General features: G+C 67.4%; 13 protein-coding genes. All 13 read left to right on the forward strand.

The window, feature by feature from the left end:
* Positions 1 to 348: 348 nt before the first annotated feature.
* Positions 349 to 630, forward strand: coding sequence for a hypothetical protein (locus tag QZ471_RS03060; RefSeq protein ID WP_295460813.1), 282 nt, complete (start codon positions 349 to 351; stop codon positions 628 to 630).
* Positions 631 to 730: 100 nt separating this feature from the next.
* On the forward strand, positions 731 to 2,254 hold the full coding sequence (locus tag QZ471_RS03065) for an APC family permease (protein ID WP_295460814.1): 1,524 nt from the start codon (positions 731 to 733) through the stop codon (positions 2,252 to 2,254).
* Positions 2,255 to 2,399: 145 nt separating this feature from the next.
* On the forward strand, positions 2,400 to 2,663 hold the full coding sequence (locus QZ471_RS03070) for a hypothetical protein (RefSeq protein WP_295460815.1): 264 nt from the start codon (positions 2,400 to 2,402) through the stop codon (positions 2,661 to 2,663).
* 274 nt (positions 2,664 to 2,937) lie between these two features.
* Positions 2,938 to 5,124: a TonB-dependent siderophore receptor gene (locus tag QZ471_RS03075; protein ID WP_295460816.1), complete on the forward strand. Its 2,187-nt coding sequence runs from the start codon at positions 2,938 to 2,940 to the stop codon at positions 5,122 to 5,124.
* A gap of 110 nt (positions 5,125 to 5,234) precedes the next feature.
* A complete protein-coding gene (gene fes / locus QZ471_RS03080; RefSeq protein WP_295460817.1) occupies positions 5,235 to 6,470 on the forward strand; it encodes an enterochelin esterase in 1,236 nt (411 codons plus the stop codon).
* Between the two features lie 21 nt (positions 6,471 to 6,491).
* Positions 6,492 to 6,704, forward strand: coding sequence for an MbtH family protein (locus QZ471_RS03085; protein WP_295460818.1), 213 nt, complete (start codon positions 6,492 to 6,494; stop codon positions 6,702 to 6,704).
* A gap of 8 nt (positions 6,705 to 6,712) precedes the next feature.
* Positions 6,713 to 10,651, forward strand: coding sequence for an enterobactin synthase subunit F (locus QZ471_RS03090; RefSeq protein WP_295460819.1), 3,939 nt, complete (start codon positions 6,713 to 6,715; stop codon positions 10,649 to 10,651).
* Between the two features lie 113 nt (positions 10,652 to 10,764).
* Entirely contained in the window at positions 10,765 to 11,781 is a 1,017-nt protein-coding gene (locus QZ471_RS03095) for a LacI family DNA-binding transcriptional regulator (protein WP_295460820.1), read from the forward strand.
* Positions 11,782 to 12,025: 244 nt separating this feature from the next.
* Complete coding sequence (locus QZ471_RS03100) at positions 12,026 to 12,967, forward strand: substrate-binding domain-containing protein (protein ID WP_295460821.1); 942 nt, start codon at positions 12,026 to 12,028, stop codon at positions 12,965 to 12,967.
* A 12-nt stretch (positions 12,968 to 12,979) separates the two neighbouring features.
* A complete protein-coding gene (locus tag QZ471_RS03105) occupies positions 12,980 to 13,756 on the forward strand; it encodes an ATP-binding cassette domain-containing protein (protein ID WP_295460822.1) in 777 nt (258 codons plus the stop codon).
* A 13-nt stretch (positions 13,757 to 13,769) separates the two neighbouring features.
* On the forward strand, positions 13,770 to 14,789 hold the full coding sequence (locus QZ471_RS03110; RefSeq protein WP_295460823.1) for an ABC transporter permease: 1,020 nt from the start codon (positions 13,770 to 13,772) through the stop codon (positions 14,787 to 14,789).
* Positions 14,786 to 15,871 carry a phosphotriesterase-related protein gene (locus QZ471_RS03115; protein WP_077172451.1) on the forward strand — a complete coding sequence of 362 codons (1,086 nt, stop codon included), beginning with the start codon at positions 14,786 to 14,788 and terminating at the stop codon, positions 15,869 to 15,871. The genes QZ471_RS03110 and QZ471_RS03115 overlap by 4 nt, the downstream gene beginning before the upstream one ends.
* Before the next feature lie 21 nt (positions 15,872 to 15,892).
* Positions 15,893 to 16,648, forward strand: coding sequence for a glutamine amidotransferase (locus QZ471_RS03120; RefSeq protein ID WP_295460824.1), 756 nt, complete (start codon positions 15,893 to 15,895; stop codon positions 16,646 to 16,648).
* The last annotated feature ends 5 nt before the right edge of the window (positions 16,649 to 16,653 follow it).

A 16,653-nucleotide genomic window follows, 5' to 3' on the forward strand; every position in this document is an offset into this window, starting at 1 on the left:
TGTTGGTATGAGGATGAGCGGCGTTGTCCCCGGCGCGGCTGCCGGAGAAGTCTCGGGATAGACGCAGATCGCCCGCGGCCAGAACGGGCGCCGGGCAGGAGAAGGGGAGAGTCGGAGCTGCGCTGGCAGGCGGTCACCTTGGCCCTGGAGGAGTCGCGCTCCCGTGAGGTGCGTTATGGCCGACCAGCGCCGGGCGGAGCGGCTGGCCTCGGCGGGGGGCGGCGACCGGCGAAGCCGGCCTCACCCTTGATTTAGACATCTCGCGTGGCAAATCACGGGACGCTCAGCCGAAACCAACCCGGGGTGGCGCGGGTCTGTGAAGTGTCCATTTTTTCAAGGGAATACCCGATGTCGAAGCTTCTCCTGCCAGCGTTCCTGCTGGCTGCCGCCACGACCCTCGCCGCCTGCGACAAGACCTCCGAAGACCACGCGCGGGATGCTCAGGCGCATACCGAGAACGCCCAGGGCCACGCTGCCGAAGGCCAGGTCCAGCGCGCGACCCAGGAGCAGGCCAAGGCTCAGGAGGATCGCTCCCAGGCCAATGCTGCCGCCGCCAACGAGGGGCGCCAGGCGCCACCGGATTCGGCGGTGCCCGGCTACATCAAGGCGCCCGACAAGAATACCCCCTGAGGTAGATCCGAGCGCCCTGGCGTCACGGCAGGGCAAGGTGGGCAGCGCCGACAGGCCGGCGTGCGCCTGATGACGTGACCCTACACCAGGAGGCCAGGCCATGAGCGAGCGGATCACCGAACAGGCACCAGCGGTCGCGGCACCCAGGGGCAACAAGGGGCTAGCCCAGGGCCGTCTCGGCTTCCTAGCCTGCGTGGTGCTGGGGATTTCCACCATCGCGCCGGTCTACACCCTGACCGGCGCCCTGGGGCCGACGGTCCGCGAGGTCGGCACCCAGCTGCCTGCGGTCTTCCTGGTGGGATTCCTGCCCATGCTGCTGGTTGCCCTGGGCTATCGCGAACTCAACGCCGCCGATCCGGACAGTGGTACCTCCTTCACCTGGTCGGCACGGGCCTTCGGTCCTACCGTCGGCTGGATCGGTGGCTGGGGCATGGTGGCGGCGACCACCATCGTGCTGTCGAACCTGGCCGGGGTCGCGGTGGATTTCTTCTACCTCTTTCTCGCCCAGGCCCTCGGGCGGCCGGAATTGGCCGAGCTCAGCGGCGTGCTGTGGCTCAATGTCCTGACCTGTTGCCTGTTCATCGCCCTGGCGGTATGGATTTGCTGCCGTGGGCTGGCGACCACCCTAGGGGTGCAATATGCGCTGGTCGCCCTCCAGGTACTGGTGCTGCTCGGCTTCTGCGTGGCGGCCTTCACCCTGGAGCGCGAGGCGCGGGTGCCGAGCTTCGAATGGCACTGGTTCAATCCGCTGGCCATCGAATCCTTCTCCGCCTTCGCCGCGGGGCTGGCGTTGTCGATCTTCGTCTACTGGGGGTGGGACGTGTGCCTCACGGTGACCGAGGAGGCGGTCAGCAGCCATGCGGTGCCGGGGCGGGCGGCTACCTGCACGGTGCTGCTGATCCTGCTGCTCTATCTGCTGACCGCCATCGCCACCCTGACCTTCGCCGGGGTGGAGGAGTCCGGCCTGGGACTGGGCAATCCGGCGATCCAGGAGAACGTCTTCGCCCACCTGGCCGGGCCGGTGTTGGGGCCTCTGGCGATCCTGATGTCGGTCGCGGTGCTGGCCAGTACCGCCGCCTCGTTGCAGTCGACCTTCATCACCCCTGCGCGCACCCTGTTCGCCATGGGCCACTATCGCGCGCTGCCCAAGCGCTTCGCCCGCGTCAGTAGCGCCCAGATCCCGCGTTTCGCCACCCTGTGCGCGGGCCTTGCGGCTGGCGTCTTCTACGTCAGCATGCGGTTGCTCAGTGACAACGTCCTGGCGGACACCATCACCGCGCTGGGCATGATGATCTGTTTCTACTACGCCCTGACGGCCTTCGCCTGCGTCTGGTTCTTCCGCCACAGCCTGGTGGACAGCCTGCGCCACTTCTTGCTGCGCGGACTCTGCCCGCTGCTCGGTGGCTTGGCGCTGGCCGTCATCTTCCTGCAGACGGCGGTCGATAGTCTTTCCCCCGACTTCGGCAGCGGCTCCCATATCGGTGGGATCGGCCTGGTGTTCGTCATCGCCCTGGTGATCTTCCTGCTGGGGCTGGCGCTCATGCTGCTGTTTCGCTGGCGCGCGCCAGCGTTCTTCGCCGGGGCGACCCTGGGCGAAGGCCCCCAGGCCGGGCCGCGAGGCTAACGGCGGAGCAGAGCGGTTCCGCGCCAGGGGCACAGCTGTTCGTCCGCCGAGCAACGGCTGTTTACATTGGGGCCAGGGTGATTAAAGTAGGGCGTCCGGCGCTCCTCAAGAGGAGCTGCCCCCGCGCCCACGCCCAGGAGTCGCCATGAGCCCTTCGCGATCCATCCGTTGGTATCGTACCCGCCCCGCCATCGAAGTCGTGGCGCTGGTGCTGGCCGCCATCGCGTTGCTGGTCGCCTGTGACCAGGGCCTGCGCAATTCGCCTGCCGAACACCTGGCCGACTACCATGCCTGCAAGGGCGACGGCGGCCTGGCGCGGATGAATGCCATCGGCGAAATCGTCTGTCGGCTGCCCAGCCCGACTCTCGGTCAGGTAGCGGGTAAGACGCCCGCCGTCTCCGGCCTCTGAGCTCTGCCGTTTCGTCCCGGATTACCCTCGCTGATCCCGCCTGCCTAGCGCCCTGCGCGCGTTCCTGCTGCCCGTCGCGCTCTTCCTGCCCTGCACCCTGACTCCGCTCGACGGACGTCATGGCTTGCGCCTGTTCGCCACGTCAGGCCGCTTCACTACACGTAACATTTGATAATGAGAGTTTTTATCATTTAAAGTGCTGGCCCTCGCGAGTCTCGCGGAGTGCAGCCTACGTGTACGGCGTCGCTGCAGCGCCACGGTCACAAGGATCACCATGAACGCCCAAGGAACCCTCTGCCAGCCCGTCCGCCCTGCGTGCGGCGTCCTTCGTCAGTTGCTGCTGGTCGGTGCGCTGATACCCTTTCCCTTGACGGCTCTGGCCGCCACGGTGGCCGAGCAGAACGCCACGGAACTGGACACCCTGACCATCGAGGGCAACCGTCTCTACGACATGGCGCCTTCGGAGCAGAGCGGCGGCTACACCGTGGATTCGGCGACCGTGGGCACCAAGACACCAGCCGCCTTGCGTGACATTCCCCAGTCGATCACCTCGTACACCAACGATTACATCAAGGATCGCAACTTCAACACCCTGGACGACCTGGCCAAGTCCACCGCCGGGCTGCGGGTGCTGACCAACGACAGTGGCCGTTCCTCCATCTATTCCCGCGGCTACGAGTACGACGAATACAACATCGACGGCCTGCCGGCACCCATGACCAGCATCTTCGGTACCGTGCCGATCCTCTCGCCCTTCGACCGGGTCGAGATCATGCGCGGGCCCTCGGGGCTGTTCAACAGCACCAGCGAGCTGGGTGGCATCGTCAACATGGTGCGCAAGCGCGGCACCGAGGACTTCCAGGGGCACATCACCGGGCGCTACGGCTCCTGGGATACCAACTACCAGGAAATCGACCTGGCCGGTCCGCTCACCGAGAGCAAGAACGTGCGCGGTCGCTTCGTCGCCTCCCGCGCCGATACCAATGGCGAGGTGGACTACAACGCCAGCACCAACGAGAGCTACTACGGCGACCTGGACATCGACCTGTCCGACGCCACCCAGATCTCCTTCGGCCTGATCCATCAGGTCAAGAACATCACCCCCAACAATGGCTTCCCCACCAATGCCCAGGGCCAGTTGCTGGACTTCAGCCATTCGCGCTTCTTCGGCGCCGACTGGAACTACTTCGACGGCCAGACCACCGATGGCATCTTCGAGCTGACCCACAGATTCGACAATGGCGGTTACGGACGGGTAGCGGCGCGGGCCTCGCATCGGGAAACCGACTACCTGTATGCGTTCACGGCGCAGAACAACAACGCCTATCGACTTCAGGCCAGCGATCGTGATTTCGAGCAGGATGCCTACTCTCTCGATGCTAGTTACAGCCAGCCGTTCGAGGCACTGGGTCAAGTCAGCGAGTTCGTCGTCGGCACCGACTACAAGCATTACGACACCGACTATCTCAACGGAACCATCAATCTGGGCAGCGTCAATCTGGCTACCTACACGCCTACCTTGTTCGCCAAACCGGCGAAGAGCTATCAGACCCGGATCACCAGCGACGAGAAGGAGTTCGGGCTCTATTCCAAGCTGACTTTCCGTCCCTTCGAAAGATTGGCGTTGATCGGTGGGGCCAGAGTGGGCTGGTACCGCGGGGAGGCGAACACTAGGACTTTCGCCACGGCAACGGCTGCCGAGCGCAACGCGCCCGCCGATCAGACACACAACGGTTATGTCACCCCGTATGCCGGCTTGGTTTATGACCTTGATGACAACCACTCCCTCTATGCCAGCTATTCGCGGGTTTACAAGCCGCAGACCGCCTATTTGGAAGCGGATGGCAGCCCCATAGATCCGCGTGAAGGCGAACAATACGAGGCCGGTATCAAGGGCAGCTACTTCCACGGCGACCTGAATACCCGTCTGTCGTTATTCCAGCTCACCGACGAGAATCGCGCCGCCGCGCTAATCAATGCGAATGGCACCGCTACTGGTTCCTACACCAACTCCGGCAAGACCCGGGTGAAGGGCGCCGAGGTTGAGGCCAGTGGCAAGCTGACCGACCAATGGGAAGTGCTCGCGGGCTACACCTACATGCGCACCGAAAACCTCAGTGGCGTGGCCAACACGCTCTTCGAAACCATGCCCAAGCACATGGCCTCGCTCTGGACCAAATACACGCTGGCTGGCGGACCCCTGACCGGCCTCAGCCTCGGCGCTGGGGTGACGGCGATGAGTGATTTCTCGCAAACCAACAACGGCGTGACGGTATCTGCGCCTGGCTATGCCATTGTCGATGCCAAGTTCGCCTACCCGGTCACCAAGCAACTCACCGCGACCCTGGACGTGAACAACTTGCTCGACAAGGATTATTGGTCCCGCGTGGGTTCGGTCTCCACCTTCAACTTCCAGGGGCCGTCGCGTAGCGTGATGGTCGGGGCGCGTTACGACTTCTGATGATACTTCTGTCCGGGCGGCGCTTCAGGCCGCCGCCCGGACAGAGCTCCCAGGATCGGTGACCTTGGGGTCGCCGCCGACGATCCATCCAGACGATGTACTGTAACGCGATGAACGATTCCTTCTTCCAGCGTGACGATGTGGGCCGCGAGCCCTGGTGGCAGGCCGTGGCCCAGCGGGGTACGCCGCTGATCGAACCCACCGAGGGCGGGCGCTATCGCCTGACCTTTCTGTGGCGAGATCTCGAAGGTATAGCGTCCGGCACCCAGCGGGTCTGGCTCAATATCACCGGGGTGACCGATCACCACCAGCCAGGCTTGCCGCAGAGCCTGCAGCGTCTGCCGGGTACCGATGTCTGGGCCTGGGAGACCGAACTGGACGGTCGCTGGCGGGGCAGCTATTGCCTGATCCCCACCGACGAGCCGGCACCGTTCGAGAGTGAGGCCCAGCCCGACCTCCAGGGTATCCGTCTCTGGTGGCGTAGCGTCTTTCCCCTGGCCCAGGCCGATCCCCTCAATCCGCGCCGCGCCTGGCAGGGCGGTCGTGGCCTGGCGGTGTCGGGAGTGCACCTGCCCGAGGCGCCGCCGCAGTCGGCCTGGGCCGGCTTCGATGTCGACGTAGCGCCAGCCGTCTCGCCCGCCTTGCAACAGCATCTGTGGGACAGCGAGCGCCTGGGCAATCGTAGACCCGTCTGGCTGTTCACTACCGGTAATACCACCCCTGATGAACGGCCGCTGGCCATTCTGTTGGATGGCCAGTTCTGGGCGCAGACGATGCCGGTGGGCGCGCCGCTGCAGCAGCTCACCGATGCCGGCCTGCTGCCGGAGGCGGTCTACCTGCTGATCGACAACAGCGACCGCGCTCTGCGCAGCAGCGAGTTGCCCTGCAATCCGGCGTTCTGGCTGGCGCTGCAGGAAGAGCTGTTGCCGCAGGTGTGTGACTGGGCGCCCCATGCGCAGTCGCCGTCCTCTACCGTGGTCGCCGGGCAGAGCTTTGGCGGGCTGGCGGCGCTCTACGCTGCGCTGCACTGGCCGGAGCGCTTCGGCTGCGCCCTGAGCCAGTCCGGGTCCTTCTGGTGGCCACAGCGGGGCGCGCCGGGACGGCTGTTCGAGGCGCTGGCGAGCGGGCAGGGGAGCACGCACCCCTTGCGGCTGTTCATGGAGGCCGGGCTGCGCGAACCGGCCATCCTCGAAGCCTCCCGGGCCCTGGTTCCGCGCCTGCGCGAGCAGGGCCATGAACTCGACTATCGCGAGATCGACGGCGGCCACGACGCCCTCTGGTGGCGCGGCGGCCTGCTCGACGGCCTGGTCCAGCTCTGGCGACCCCTGGTCGCGCCCGAACGCTAATCCTTTGCCCCAGGAGGTCCGATGGACGCTCTCAATCCCTTCGATGACCCCGAGCAGATCCTGCTGATTCTGCGCAATGCCCAGGGCCAGTGCAGCCTCTGGCCGCAGCTCCTGGAGTGCCCGCCCGGTTGGACGCCAGTGTTCGGCCCGGCACCGCGCGCAGCCTGCGACGACTGGCTGACGAGCCATTGGCGCGACATCCGCCCAGTCGTCTCCGCCGCCCCTTCCTTATAGGAGTCATCGTGTCTTTCTCTGCCCCTTCTGCCATCATCGAGCTGCCTCTGGTCGCCGCCCAACCCGGCATCTGGATGGCCGATCAGCTGTCGCCCCACGCCAACGCCTTCGCCGTGGCGCACCTGGTGGAACTGCGAGGCTCCGTCCAGGCCGCGCCACTCGTGGAGGCCATCGTTCAGGGCTTGGGCGAGCTGGACAGCCTGAGACTCAACTTCGCCGAGCGCGAAGGGGAGCTGGTGCAGTGGATCGATAGCGATGCGGCGATCCCTGTGCCCGAGTGGCTGGACCTGCGTGGGACGGCCGATCCGGAAGGCGCGGCGCGGGCGGCCATCCGCGCCGACCTCGACGGCGACCTGCGCGCCACCAGCGGCGGTCCGCTATGGCTCAATCGCCTCTACCAACTGGGTGACGATCACCTGTTCTGGTACCAGCGCTATCATCACCTGCTGATCGATGGCTATGGCTTCGCCGCCCTGGCCAAGCGCGTCGCGGCGCTCTACAGCGCCAAGGTGCGCGGTGAGACGGCCGAAGCCTCGCCCTTCGTTTCCTTTGCCGAGGTGGTGCGCGAATACCAGGACTACCAGCAATCCGCCGTCCGCGAGCGCGACGAAGCCTTCTGGCGCGAGCGCGGCGCGGCCTTGCCGCCGGCGGCCTCCCTGGCACCCGGTGGCCTGGCGGGTCAGGTGCCCACGCCGCGGGTGGTGGAAGCCCGCGCTCGGGTGCCCGCCGCGGTCTTCGCCAGACTGGCCGAGCAGGGTAAAGACCAGGGCGTGACACCGGCCGATCTGGCGGTGGCCCTGGCCGCGACCTGGTTCGCCCGTCTGAGCGGCCAGCCGGCCTTCAGCGCCGGTTTCATCTTCATGAGGCGCATGGGGTCAGTGGCGCTCAAGTCCGGTGGCGCGACGCTCAACGTCCTGCCCCTGGGCGTGCGTACCGACTCGGCCCAGACGCTGCCGCAACTCGCCGCCGTGCTGGGCGCCGAACTCAAGAAGGTGCGTCGCCACCAGCGCTACGACGCCGAACAGATCGCCCGCGATCTCGGTCGGCCGGGCGATGCCGAACCCCTGACCGGACCAGTCATCAATCTCAAGCTGTTCGATTTCGCGCTGGATTTCGCCGGGGTGCCGGGCATCACCCACGAACTGGCCTCGGGGCCGGTGCGCGACCTGGAGATCGCCCTCTACCTGGAAGCCAGCGGCGCTCTGGACATCAAGCTGCTGGGCAACGCCGAGCGCTATGCCGCCGACCTGTTGCAAGGGCATGTGGAGCGCTTCGGTTTGCTGGCGCAGCAGTTCGCCGGACAGCCAGGGCTCACCCTGGGCGAGGCGGAGCTGCTAGGGACGGCGGATCGTGCCTGGCTGGCGAACATCAATGCCACCGAACGCGCCTTACCCGCGACCACATTGGCGCGACTACTGGCCGAGCAAGCGTCCCGCACGCCGGAAGCTCCGGCGCTGGCCGACGAGCAGCTAGCCTTCACCTATCGCGAAACCCGCCAGCAGGTACTGGCCCTGGCCCAACGCCTGAGCGCGGTCGGGGTCGGTCGCGGCGACATCGTCGCGGTGGCCCTGCCGCGTTCGGTGTTCCTGTCCCTGGCGCTGCTGGCGACACTCGAACTGGGCGCCGCCTACCTACCGCTGGATAGCGGCTATCCCGACGAGCGCCTGCAACTGATGCTCGACGATGCCCGGCCCCGGGTGCTGGTGACCGATGCCAGTCAACGTGGACGTTTCCCGGGGCTCAGCGACGCTCAGACGGTGATCCTCGACGCGCCTCTGGAGGAGCTGGGCGAAGCGCCGGTGTTCGAAGGGCCGCGCTCCAGCGATCCGGCCTATGTGCTCTATACCTCCGGCTCCACCGGCCGCCCCAAGGGCGTGGTGGTCGGCCATGCGGCCATCGTCAACCGCCTGCTGTGGATGCAGGACAGCTATCCCATCGGCGCGGGGGATACGGTGCTGCAGAAGACGCCGAGTAGCTTCGACGTCTCGGTCTGGGAATTCTTCTGGCCGCTGCTGGTGGGCGCCCGGCTGTACCTGGCGCCGCCCGAAGCCCATCGCGATCCCGCGGCGCTGCAGCAACTGTTCGCCCGCGAGCGGGTGACCACGGTGCATTTCGTGCCTTCGATGCTGGCGGCCTTCGTCGCCAGCCTGGACGAGCCGGCCGCGGTGGCCCGCTGTGCCAGCCTGCGCCAGGTGTTCTGCAGCGGCGAAGCCCTGCCCACCGAGCTGGCCCGTACCTGGGAGCGCCGGGTCGGCGCCCCCCTGCACAATCTCTATGGTCCCACCGAGGCCGCGGTCGACGTCTCCTATCATCCCGCCCATGGCGCCGCCCTGGCGGCCGTCAGCGGCAGCAGCGTGCCCATCGGCAAGCCGGTGTGGAACACCGGGCTGCACATCCTCGACGAGCGTCTGCGGGCGGTACCGCCGGGTGTGGCGGGCGAACTCTATCTGAGCGGGGTGCAACTCGCCGATGGCTACCTGGGCCGCCCCGAGCTGACCGCCGCGCGCTTCATCGCCGCGCCGGATGGGCAGGGCGAACGTCTCTATCGCACCGGTGACGTGGCGCGCTGGCTGCCCGAGGGTGTCGTCGAATACCTGGGCCGCAGCGACGACCAGGTCAAGTTGCGCGGGCAGCGCATCGAGCTGGCGGAAATCGACCACGCCCTGTTGGCGCTGCCCGGCGTCGCCCAGGCGGTGACCCACGCCCGGGTGCTCGGCGAGGCGATCAATGCCACCGGCGGCGATGCCCGCCAGTTGGTGGGCTATCTCGTCGCCCAGTCCGGCGCCGTGCTGGACCTGGAGCGCCTGCGTGCGCGCCTGGGCGAAAGCCTGCCGCCGCACCTGGTGCCGGTGGCCCTGGTGGAGCTGGACGCCTTGCCCCTGGGCGCCACCGGCAAGCTGGATCGCAAGGCGCTGCCGCCGCCCCAGGGCGTGGCCAGGGCCGCCAGCCGGCCCCTGGCGCCGGGGCTGGAAAGCGACCTGGCGGCAGCCTTCTCCGAGGTGCTCGGCTGCGCCATCGTCAGCGCGGACGATGACTTCTTCGCCCTGGGCGGCCATTCGCTGCTGGCCATGTCCCTGGCGGCCACGCTGCGCCGGCGCCTGGGGCGGCCGGTGTCCATCGGTCAGATCATGGTGGCCTCCAGCGTCGCCCGCCTGGCGCAGCAGTTGGAGCAGGATGCGGCCAGCGCGACCCGTGCCGGCTTCGAGACGCTGCTGCCGCTGCGCCCAGGCGACGGACCGACGCTGTTCTGCTTCCACCCGGCCTCGGGCTTCGCCTGGCAATTCAGCGTGCTACAGCGCCATCTCGATCCGCGCTGGTCGCTGCTCGGCATCCAGTCGCCACGGCCGGACGGGCCACTGGCGCAGGGCGCCGATCTGGAAGCCGTCATCCAGCACCATCTGCGCACCCTGCGCGAGATGCAGCCGCACGGCCCTTATCATCTGCTCGGCTATTCCCTGGGCGGCACCCTGGCTCAGGGCCTGGCGGCACGGTTGCAGGCGATGGGAGAAGAGGTGGCCTTCCTCGGCCTGCTCGACACCTATCCGCCGGAAACCCAGAACTGGCAGGAACGCGAGGGCCAGCGCGAGCTGGACCCGGAGGTGCTGGCCGAGGTGAATCGCGAGCGCGAGGCCTTCCTGGCGGCCCAGCAGGGCCTGGCCGATCCGGCACTGGGGGAGGGGGCGGAGCTGTTCGCCACCATCGAAGGCAACTACGCCGACTCGGTGCGGCTGCTGGCCACGGCGCGCAGTGCCCGCTTCGACGGCGAGGCGCTGATGTTCGTCGCCCGGCGCACCCTGCCGGCGGGAATGGACGTCAAGGCCACCTGGGCGCCCTGGATCACCCGCCTGCAGGCCCACGAGGTGGATTGCGCCCACGTCGACATCATCGCCCCGGCCCAGCTGGCGCAGATCGGCCCGGTGCTGAATCGGGCGTTGAAGGCCCTGTGAAGGCTCGCGCGTTCGGCTCGACGGCGACTCCCCGCTCAGGCAAGGTGTGAAGCCTGGGCGGGGCAGGAGAGATGATCGGCCAGGCCGCTCCTTCTCTCGTTGCAGGTGGATCCATGGCGAAAAGCGTGACCATTCAGGATGTCGCCCGGCAGGCAGGCTTGTCCAAGTCTGCCGTTTCGCGCTACCTGAATCACAGCCTGAGCCTGCCGCCCGCCACGGCGCAACGTATCGAGGGCGCCATCGAGGCCCTGGGCTTTCGGCGCAACAGCCTGGCCCAACGCTTGAGCAAGGGCGGCAGCGAGACCATCGGGCTGGTGCTGCCGGACATCGCCAACCCCTTTTTCGCCGAGCTGGCCGATGCCGCCGAGGCCACGGCCTTCGCCCATGGCTACAACCTAGTGCTCTGCCTGACGCGCAACGATCCGGCGCGGGAAATCCAGTACGTCCACTGGAAGGGATCGCGCCGCGTGGATGGTCTGCTGTTCATCACCAACCGCGCGGATGACGGGACGCTGGCGGCGCAACTGGGCGCCTACCGGGAGATCGTGTTGCTGGACGAGGATGTCCCGGGTACCTCGATGCCCAAGGTCTTCGCCGACAATGTCGCCGGCGGCCGACTGGCCACCGACCATCTGATCCGCCAGGGGCATCGGCGCATCGCCCATGTCTCCGGACCGGCAGCGGTGATGAGCGTGAGGGAGCGGCGCGAGGGCTATGAGCGGGCCCTGGCCGCGGCCGGAATACCCTTGCGTTCCGATTATCTGCTGCTGGGGGAGTACAGCCGCGACTTCGGGCGTCAGGCGGCCGCGACCCTGCTGGATCTGCCGGAGCCGCCTCAGGCGATCTTCGCCGCCAGCGACTTCATCGCGGTAGGGGTGCTCGATACCCTGCGCGAACGCGGCCTGGCGGTTCCCGCTGCCCTGTCCCTGGTCGGCTTCGACGACGCGCCCTACGCGGAATTGCTCACGCCGCCGCTCAGTACCGTGCGCCAGTCGGCGCGGGACTTGGGTCGCCAGGGAATCGAAGCCCTGCTGGCGGTGCTCGCCGGGCAGCCGGTAGTGGGGGAGCAGCGGGTCGCCGTGGCCCTGGTGGAACGCGGCTCGGTCGCCCCAGCGCCTGCCCCAAGGTAGCACCTGGCGTTTCCATTCTGCCCAGTCGTGGAGCACTCCGGTGGCTGTCCGGCCAGAGGCTCTGCGCAGGGGGGTTTGAGTAACCGTTTGAATTGGCAGCGGAAGAGGATCCTCCAGTCGCTGCTGGCACGCCTTGTGCTGTTTCCTTTCCAGCAGAACCTTCCCGGTTCTATTTTTTGGCCTGTTTAGTAAACCGGTTTACTAGCCGCTGCCACATCCGCTGGCAGGGTAGAGGAGGATGGAGATGCTTCGATTCGGCAAGACGTTCGCTTCCATGCTGATGGTGTTCGGATTGGGCCTGGCCGGTAGTGCCCAGGCGGCACCGGCCAAGCGGCTGGCACTGGTCCAGGTGAATCAGCAGGCGCTCTATTTCACCCAGATCACCCAGGGTGCCCAGGCCGCCGCCAAGGCGGCGGGCGCCGAACTGGTGGTGTTCAACGCCAACGACAACCCTTCCGCCCAGAACGACGCCATCGAGGCCTATATCCAGGACAAGGTGGACGCCATCCTGGTCTGTGCCATCGACGTCAACGGCATCAAGCCGGCGGTCTCGGCGGCGGTCCAGGCCGGCATCCCGGTGGTGGCCATCGACGCCGTGCTCAATGGCGACAACCAGGTGCAGGTCGGCGTCGACAACCGCGCCGCGGCTCGCCAGCTGGGGGAATACACCGGCAACTACATCGCCCGAGAGCTGGGTGGCGAGGCCAAGGTCGGGGTGGTGGGAGCCCTGGGTTCCTACGTGCAGAACCTGCGCCTGGACGGCTTCCGCGAGGGGCTGGCCCAGCGTGCGCCCAAGGCGAAGATCGTCGGTACCGTGGATGGCAACAACGTGCAGGACACCGCGCAGAGCGCCGCGGAAAATCTGCTCACCGCCAATCCGGATCTGCAGATCGTCTATGCCACCGGCGAGCCGGCGTTGATCGGCACCGTGGCGGCCAGCGTCGCCCAGGGCAGCGGCGAGCGCACCCGGATCTTTGGCTGGGACCTGTCGCCTCAGGCCGTCCAGGGCCTGGATGACGGCTCCGTGGCAGTGGTGGTGCAGCAGAACACCCGGGGCATGGGCAAGGCGGCAGTGGAGGCGGCTCTGGCGCTGCTCGCCGGCCAGCAGGTCACCAAGCAGCAGGATATCCCGGTGACCCTGGTCACCCGGGAAAACCTGGATGCCTATCGCGCCGACTTCAAGTAGCGGAGACCCAGCATGGACACTGCGACGACGGTTCCCCGGGTCAGCATGACCGGCATCACCAAGAGCTATGGCTCCATCCAGTCCCTGCGCGGCGTCGACCTCGCCCTGCAGCCCGGCGAGGTCCTGGGGCTGGTCGGCGACAACGGCGCCGGCAAATCGACCCTGACCAAGATTCTTTCCGGCGCGGTGCTGCCCACCAGTGGCTGCATCCGCATCGACGGCCGCGAAGAGGTGTTCCAGGGCCCGGCGGATGCCCAGCGTTGTCGGATCCAGATGGTCTATCAGGATCTCTCCCTGTGCGACACCGTGGACGTGGCCGGCAACCTCTTCATGGGGCGGGAGCCCCGCCGCCGGCTGCTCGGGCTGCCGCTGCTGGACGAGCGCAAGATGCACGCCGATGCGCGCCGCATCCTCGAGGGGCTGCGCATCAGCCTGCCCGATACCCGCGCCCAGGTGCGCCACCTCTCCGGCGGCCAGCGCCAGGCCGTGGCCATAGCCCGTGCCGCGGCCTTCGAACCCCGGGTACTGATCATGGACGAGCCGACCGCCGCCCTGGCGGTGGCCGAGGTCGAGGCCGTGCTGGAGCTGATCCGCACCATCAGCCGCCAGGGGGTGAGCGTCATCCTCATCACCCACCGGCTGCAGGATCTCTTCCTGGTCTGCGACCGCATCATGGTGATGTACGAGGGCCAGAACCTGGCCGAGCGCCGGGTGGCCGACACCAGTCTGGGCGAGATCGTCGAGCTGATCGTCGGCCACAAGTTCACCGCCCGTTCCGCCTGCGCCTGAATCGGAGGATCTCATGAATACCCTCGACCTGACCCGACAGCGCGTGGTGGTGCAGTCACCGCTGCGCCGCCTGCTGCACGACTATCCCGGCGTGGCCAGCATCGCGCTGTTCTTCGCCCTCTGCTGCCTGCTGTTCGCGCTGGTGACCGACAACTTCTTAAGCAGCGGCAACCTGCTCAACGTCATTCGCCAGAACGCGCCCTTGCTGATCGTGGCCGTGGCCATGACCCTGGTGGTGACCACCGGTGGCATCGACCTGTCGGTCGGTTCCACCCTGGCCCTGGTGGGTGCCCTGGCCGCCCTCGGCCTCAACACCTGGCAGCTGCCCTGGCCGGTGGTGCTGGCCGGCGGCCTGCTGGTGGGGGCGCTGATCGGCGCGCTGAACGGCTACTTCATCGCCTACGCGGGAATCCCGGCGTTCATCGTGACCCTGGCGACCCTGACCATCATTCGCGGCCTGGCGCTGCTCATCACCCAGGGCTACTCCATTCCGGTTCCCCGTGAACTCGGCGCCTTTCTCGCGCTCGGTCGCGGCTGGGTGCTGGGACTGCCGCTGGCGGTATGGCTCGCGCTCTTCGCGGTGCTAGGCGGCATGCTGCTGCTGGGCAGGATGCGCTTCGGCCGCTATCTCACGGGGATCGGCGCCAATGCCGAAAGTGTCCGCCGGGCAGGGGTGAATACCCGCGGCGTGCTGCTGCGCGTCTACGTCCTGAGCGGCATGGCGGCGGCGCTGGCCGGGATGATCGTGACGGCACGACTAGGCAGTGGCTCCTCCAACCAGGGGGAGGGCTTCGAGCTGGAGGTCATCGCGGCGGTGGTGCTGGGCAGCACCAGCCTGTTCGGCGGCTTCGGTACCATCCTTGGCACCCTGCTGGGCGTGCTGACCATGGCGGTGATCAAGAACGGCCTGATCCTCGCCCATGTGTCGCCCTTCTATACCCAGATCGCCACGGGGGCCATCGTGCTGCTGGCCATCTGGCTGAACACCCGCATCCTCAAGACCGGCCGCCCGCTGGGGAGGGTAGGCGGATGAGTCTGTTTCGCCATCCCGAGCCGCTTCCGGTCGGGGTCGACAGCGGCCATGCCATGACGGTGCTTGGCCCGCTGCCGGTGGACCGGTTGGGCGTGACCCTGATGCACGAGCACATCCTGCTCGACGCCTCCGGCAAATGGGTGCCACCCCGTTGCTGCGGCGAGCGACACCTGGCCGAGCAGCCGGTGAGCATCGAACTGCTCGGCGAGCTGCATATGAATCCGCTGGTGAGCCGCGATAATTGCCAGCTGTTCGACGTGGAGCTGGCCTGCGCCGAGCTGCTGAAATATCGCGCCCTGGGCGGGGAGACGGTGGTCGATCCCACCAACCTCGGCATCGGTCGCGATCCCCAGGCGCTGCAGCGCATCGCGCGGCTCACGGGTCTCAACATCATCATGGGCGCCGGTTTCTACCTGGAGCCCTCGCACCCGGCCTATGTCAGGGAGCGCTCGGTGGAGGAACTCACCGCCCAGATCGTCCACGACGTGGGCGGAGCGGCGGAAAAGCCGGAGGTCATCGCCGGCCTGATCGGCGAGATCGGGGTGTCGGCCGCCTTTACCGCCAGCGAGGAAAAATCCCTGCGCGCCGCCGCCCGGGCCAGCGGCCTCACCGGGGTGCCCCTGGCGGTCCATCTGCCCGGCTGGGAGCGTTTGGGCCACCGGGTGCTGGACATCGCCGCCGCCGAGGGCGCCGACCTGCACCACGTGGTGCTCTGCCACATGAATCCCAGTCATCGCGACCTCGACTACCAGCACGGACTCGCGGAGCGGGGCGCCTTCCTCGAATACGACATGATCGGCATGGGCTACTACTTTGCCGACGAGGCCGCCCAGTCGCCGTCCGACGAAGACAACGCCCGCGCCCTCGTCGGTCTGCTGGAGGCCGGCTACGGCGAGCGCCTGCTGCTGTCCCAGGACGTCTTTCTCAAGACCATGCTCACCCGCTACGGCGGCCACGGCTATGGCTACCTGCTCAAGCACTTCGTCCCGCGTCTGCGCCGCCACGGCGTCACGGGGGCGCAACTGGAAACCCTGCTGATCGACAACCCGCGCCGCGTCTTCCAGCGCGTTCGATCGGCCTAAAGTCCCGCAACCGGAGAACCTATGAAACAGTCCGTTCTGCTCGCTGGCGAATCCTGGGTCAGCACCGCGACCCATATCAAGGGCTTCGACCAGTTCGCCTCCGTCACCGCCCACAATGGCGCCCAGCGCCTGCTGACCGCACTGGCCGACAGCGACTATGCCGTCACCCAGATGTGCGCCGACCAGGCGCAAACCGAGTTTCCGGCGACGCTGGAGGCCCTGCGCGACTACCAGGTGATCATCCTGTCGGATATCGGTGCCAACAGCCTGTTGCTGCATCCGGATACCTGGCTGCGCAGCCGCCGCACGCCGAATCGCCTGACGGCGCTGCGCGAGTACGTGCTGCAGGGTGGCGCGCTCATGATGGTCGGTGGCTACTACAGCTTCCAGGGCATCAACGGGGGTGCCCGTTATCGCGGCACGGCGGTGGAAGAGGTGCTGCCGGTGCGTTGCCTGCCCTATGACGACCGCATCGAGGTGCCCGAGGGCTTCACGCCAGAGGTGCACGGCGAGCATGAGTTGCTGCGTGGCCTGCCGCAGGACTGGTCCTATCTGCTGGGCTACAACGAGGTGGAATTGCATCCGGACGCCCAGCTCGTGGCGAGCGTCGCGGGCAGCGGTCATCCACTGCTGGCGACCCGGGAAGTTGGCCAGGGGCGTACCCTGGTCTGGACCAGCGACATGTCGATGCACTGGATGCCCGACGACTTCCTGGCCGGCGATGCCTATCGGCGCTTCTGGCTCAACTGCCTGGACTGGCTCTCGAGGCGCGCCTGATCACC

This window comes from uncultured Pseudomonas sp. (assembly GCF_913774235.1).
In the GTDB taxonomy this organism is placed as follows: domain Bacteria; phylum Pseudomonadota; class Gammaproteobacteria; order Pseudomonadales; family Pseudomonadaceae; genus Chryseomonas.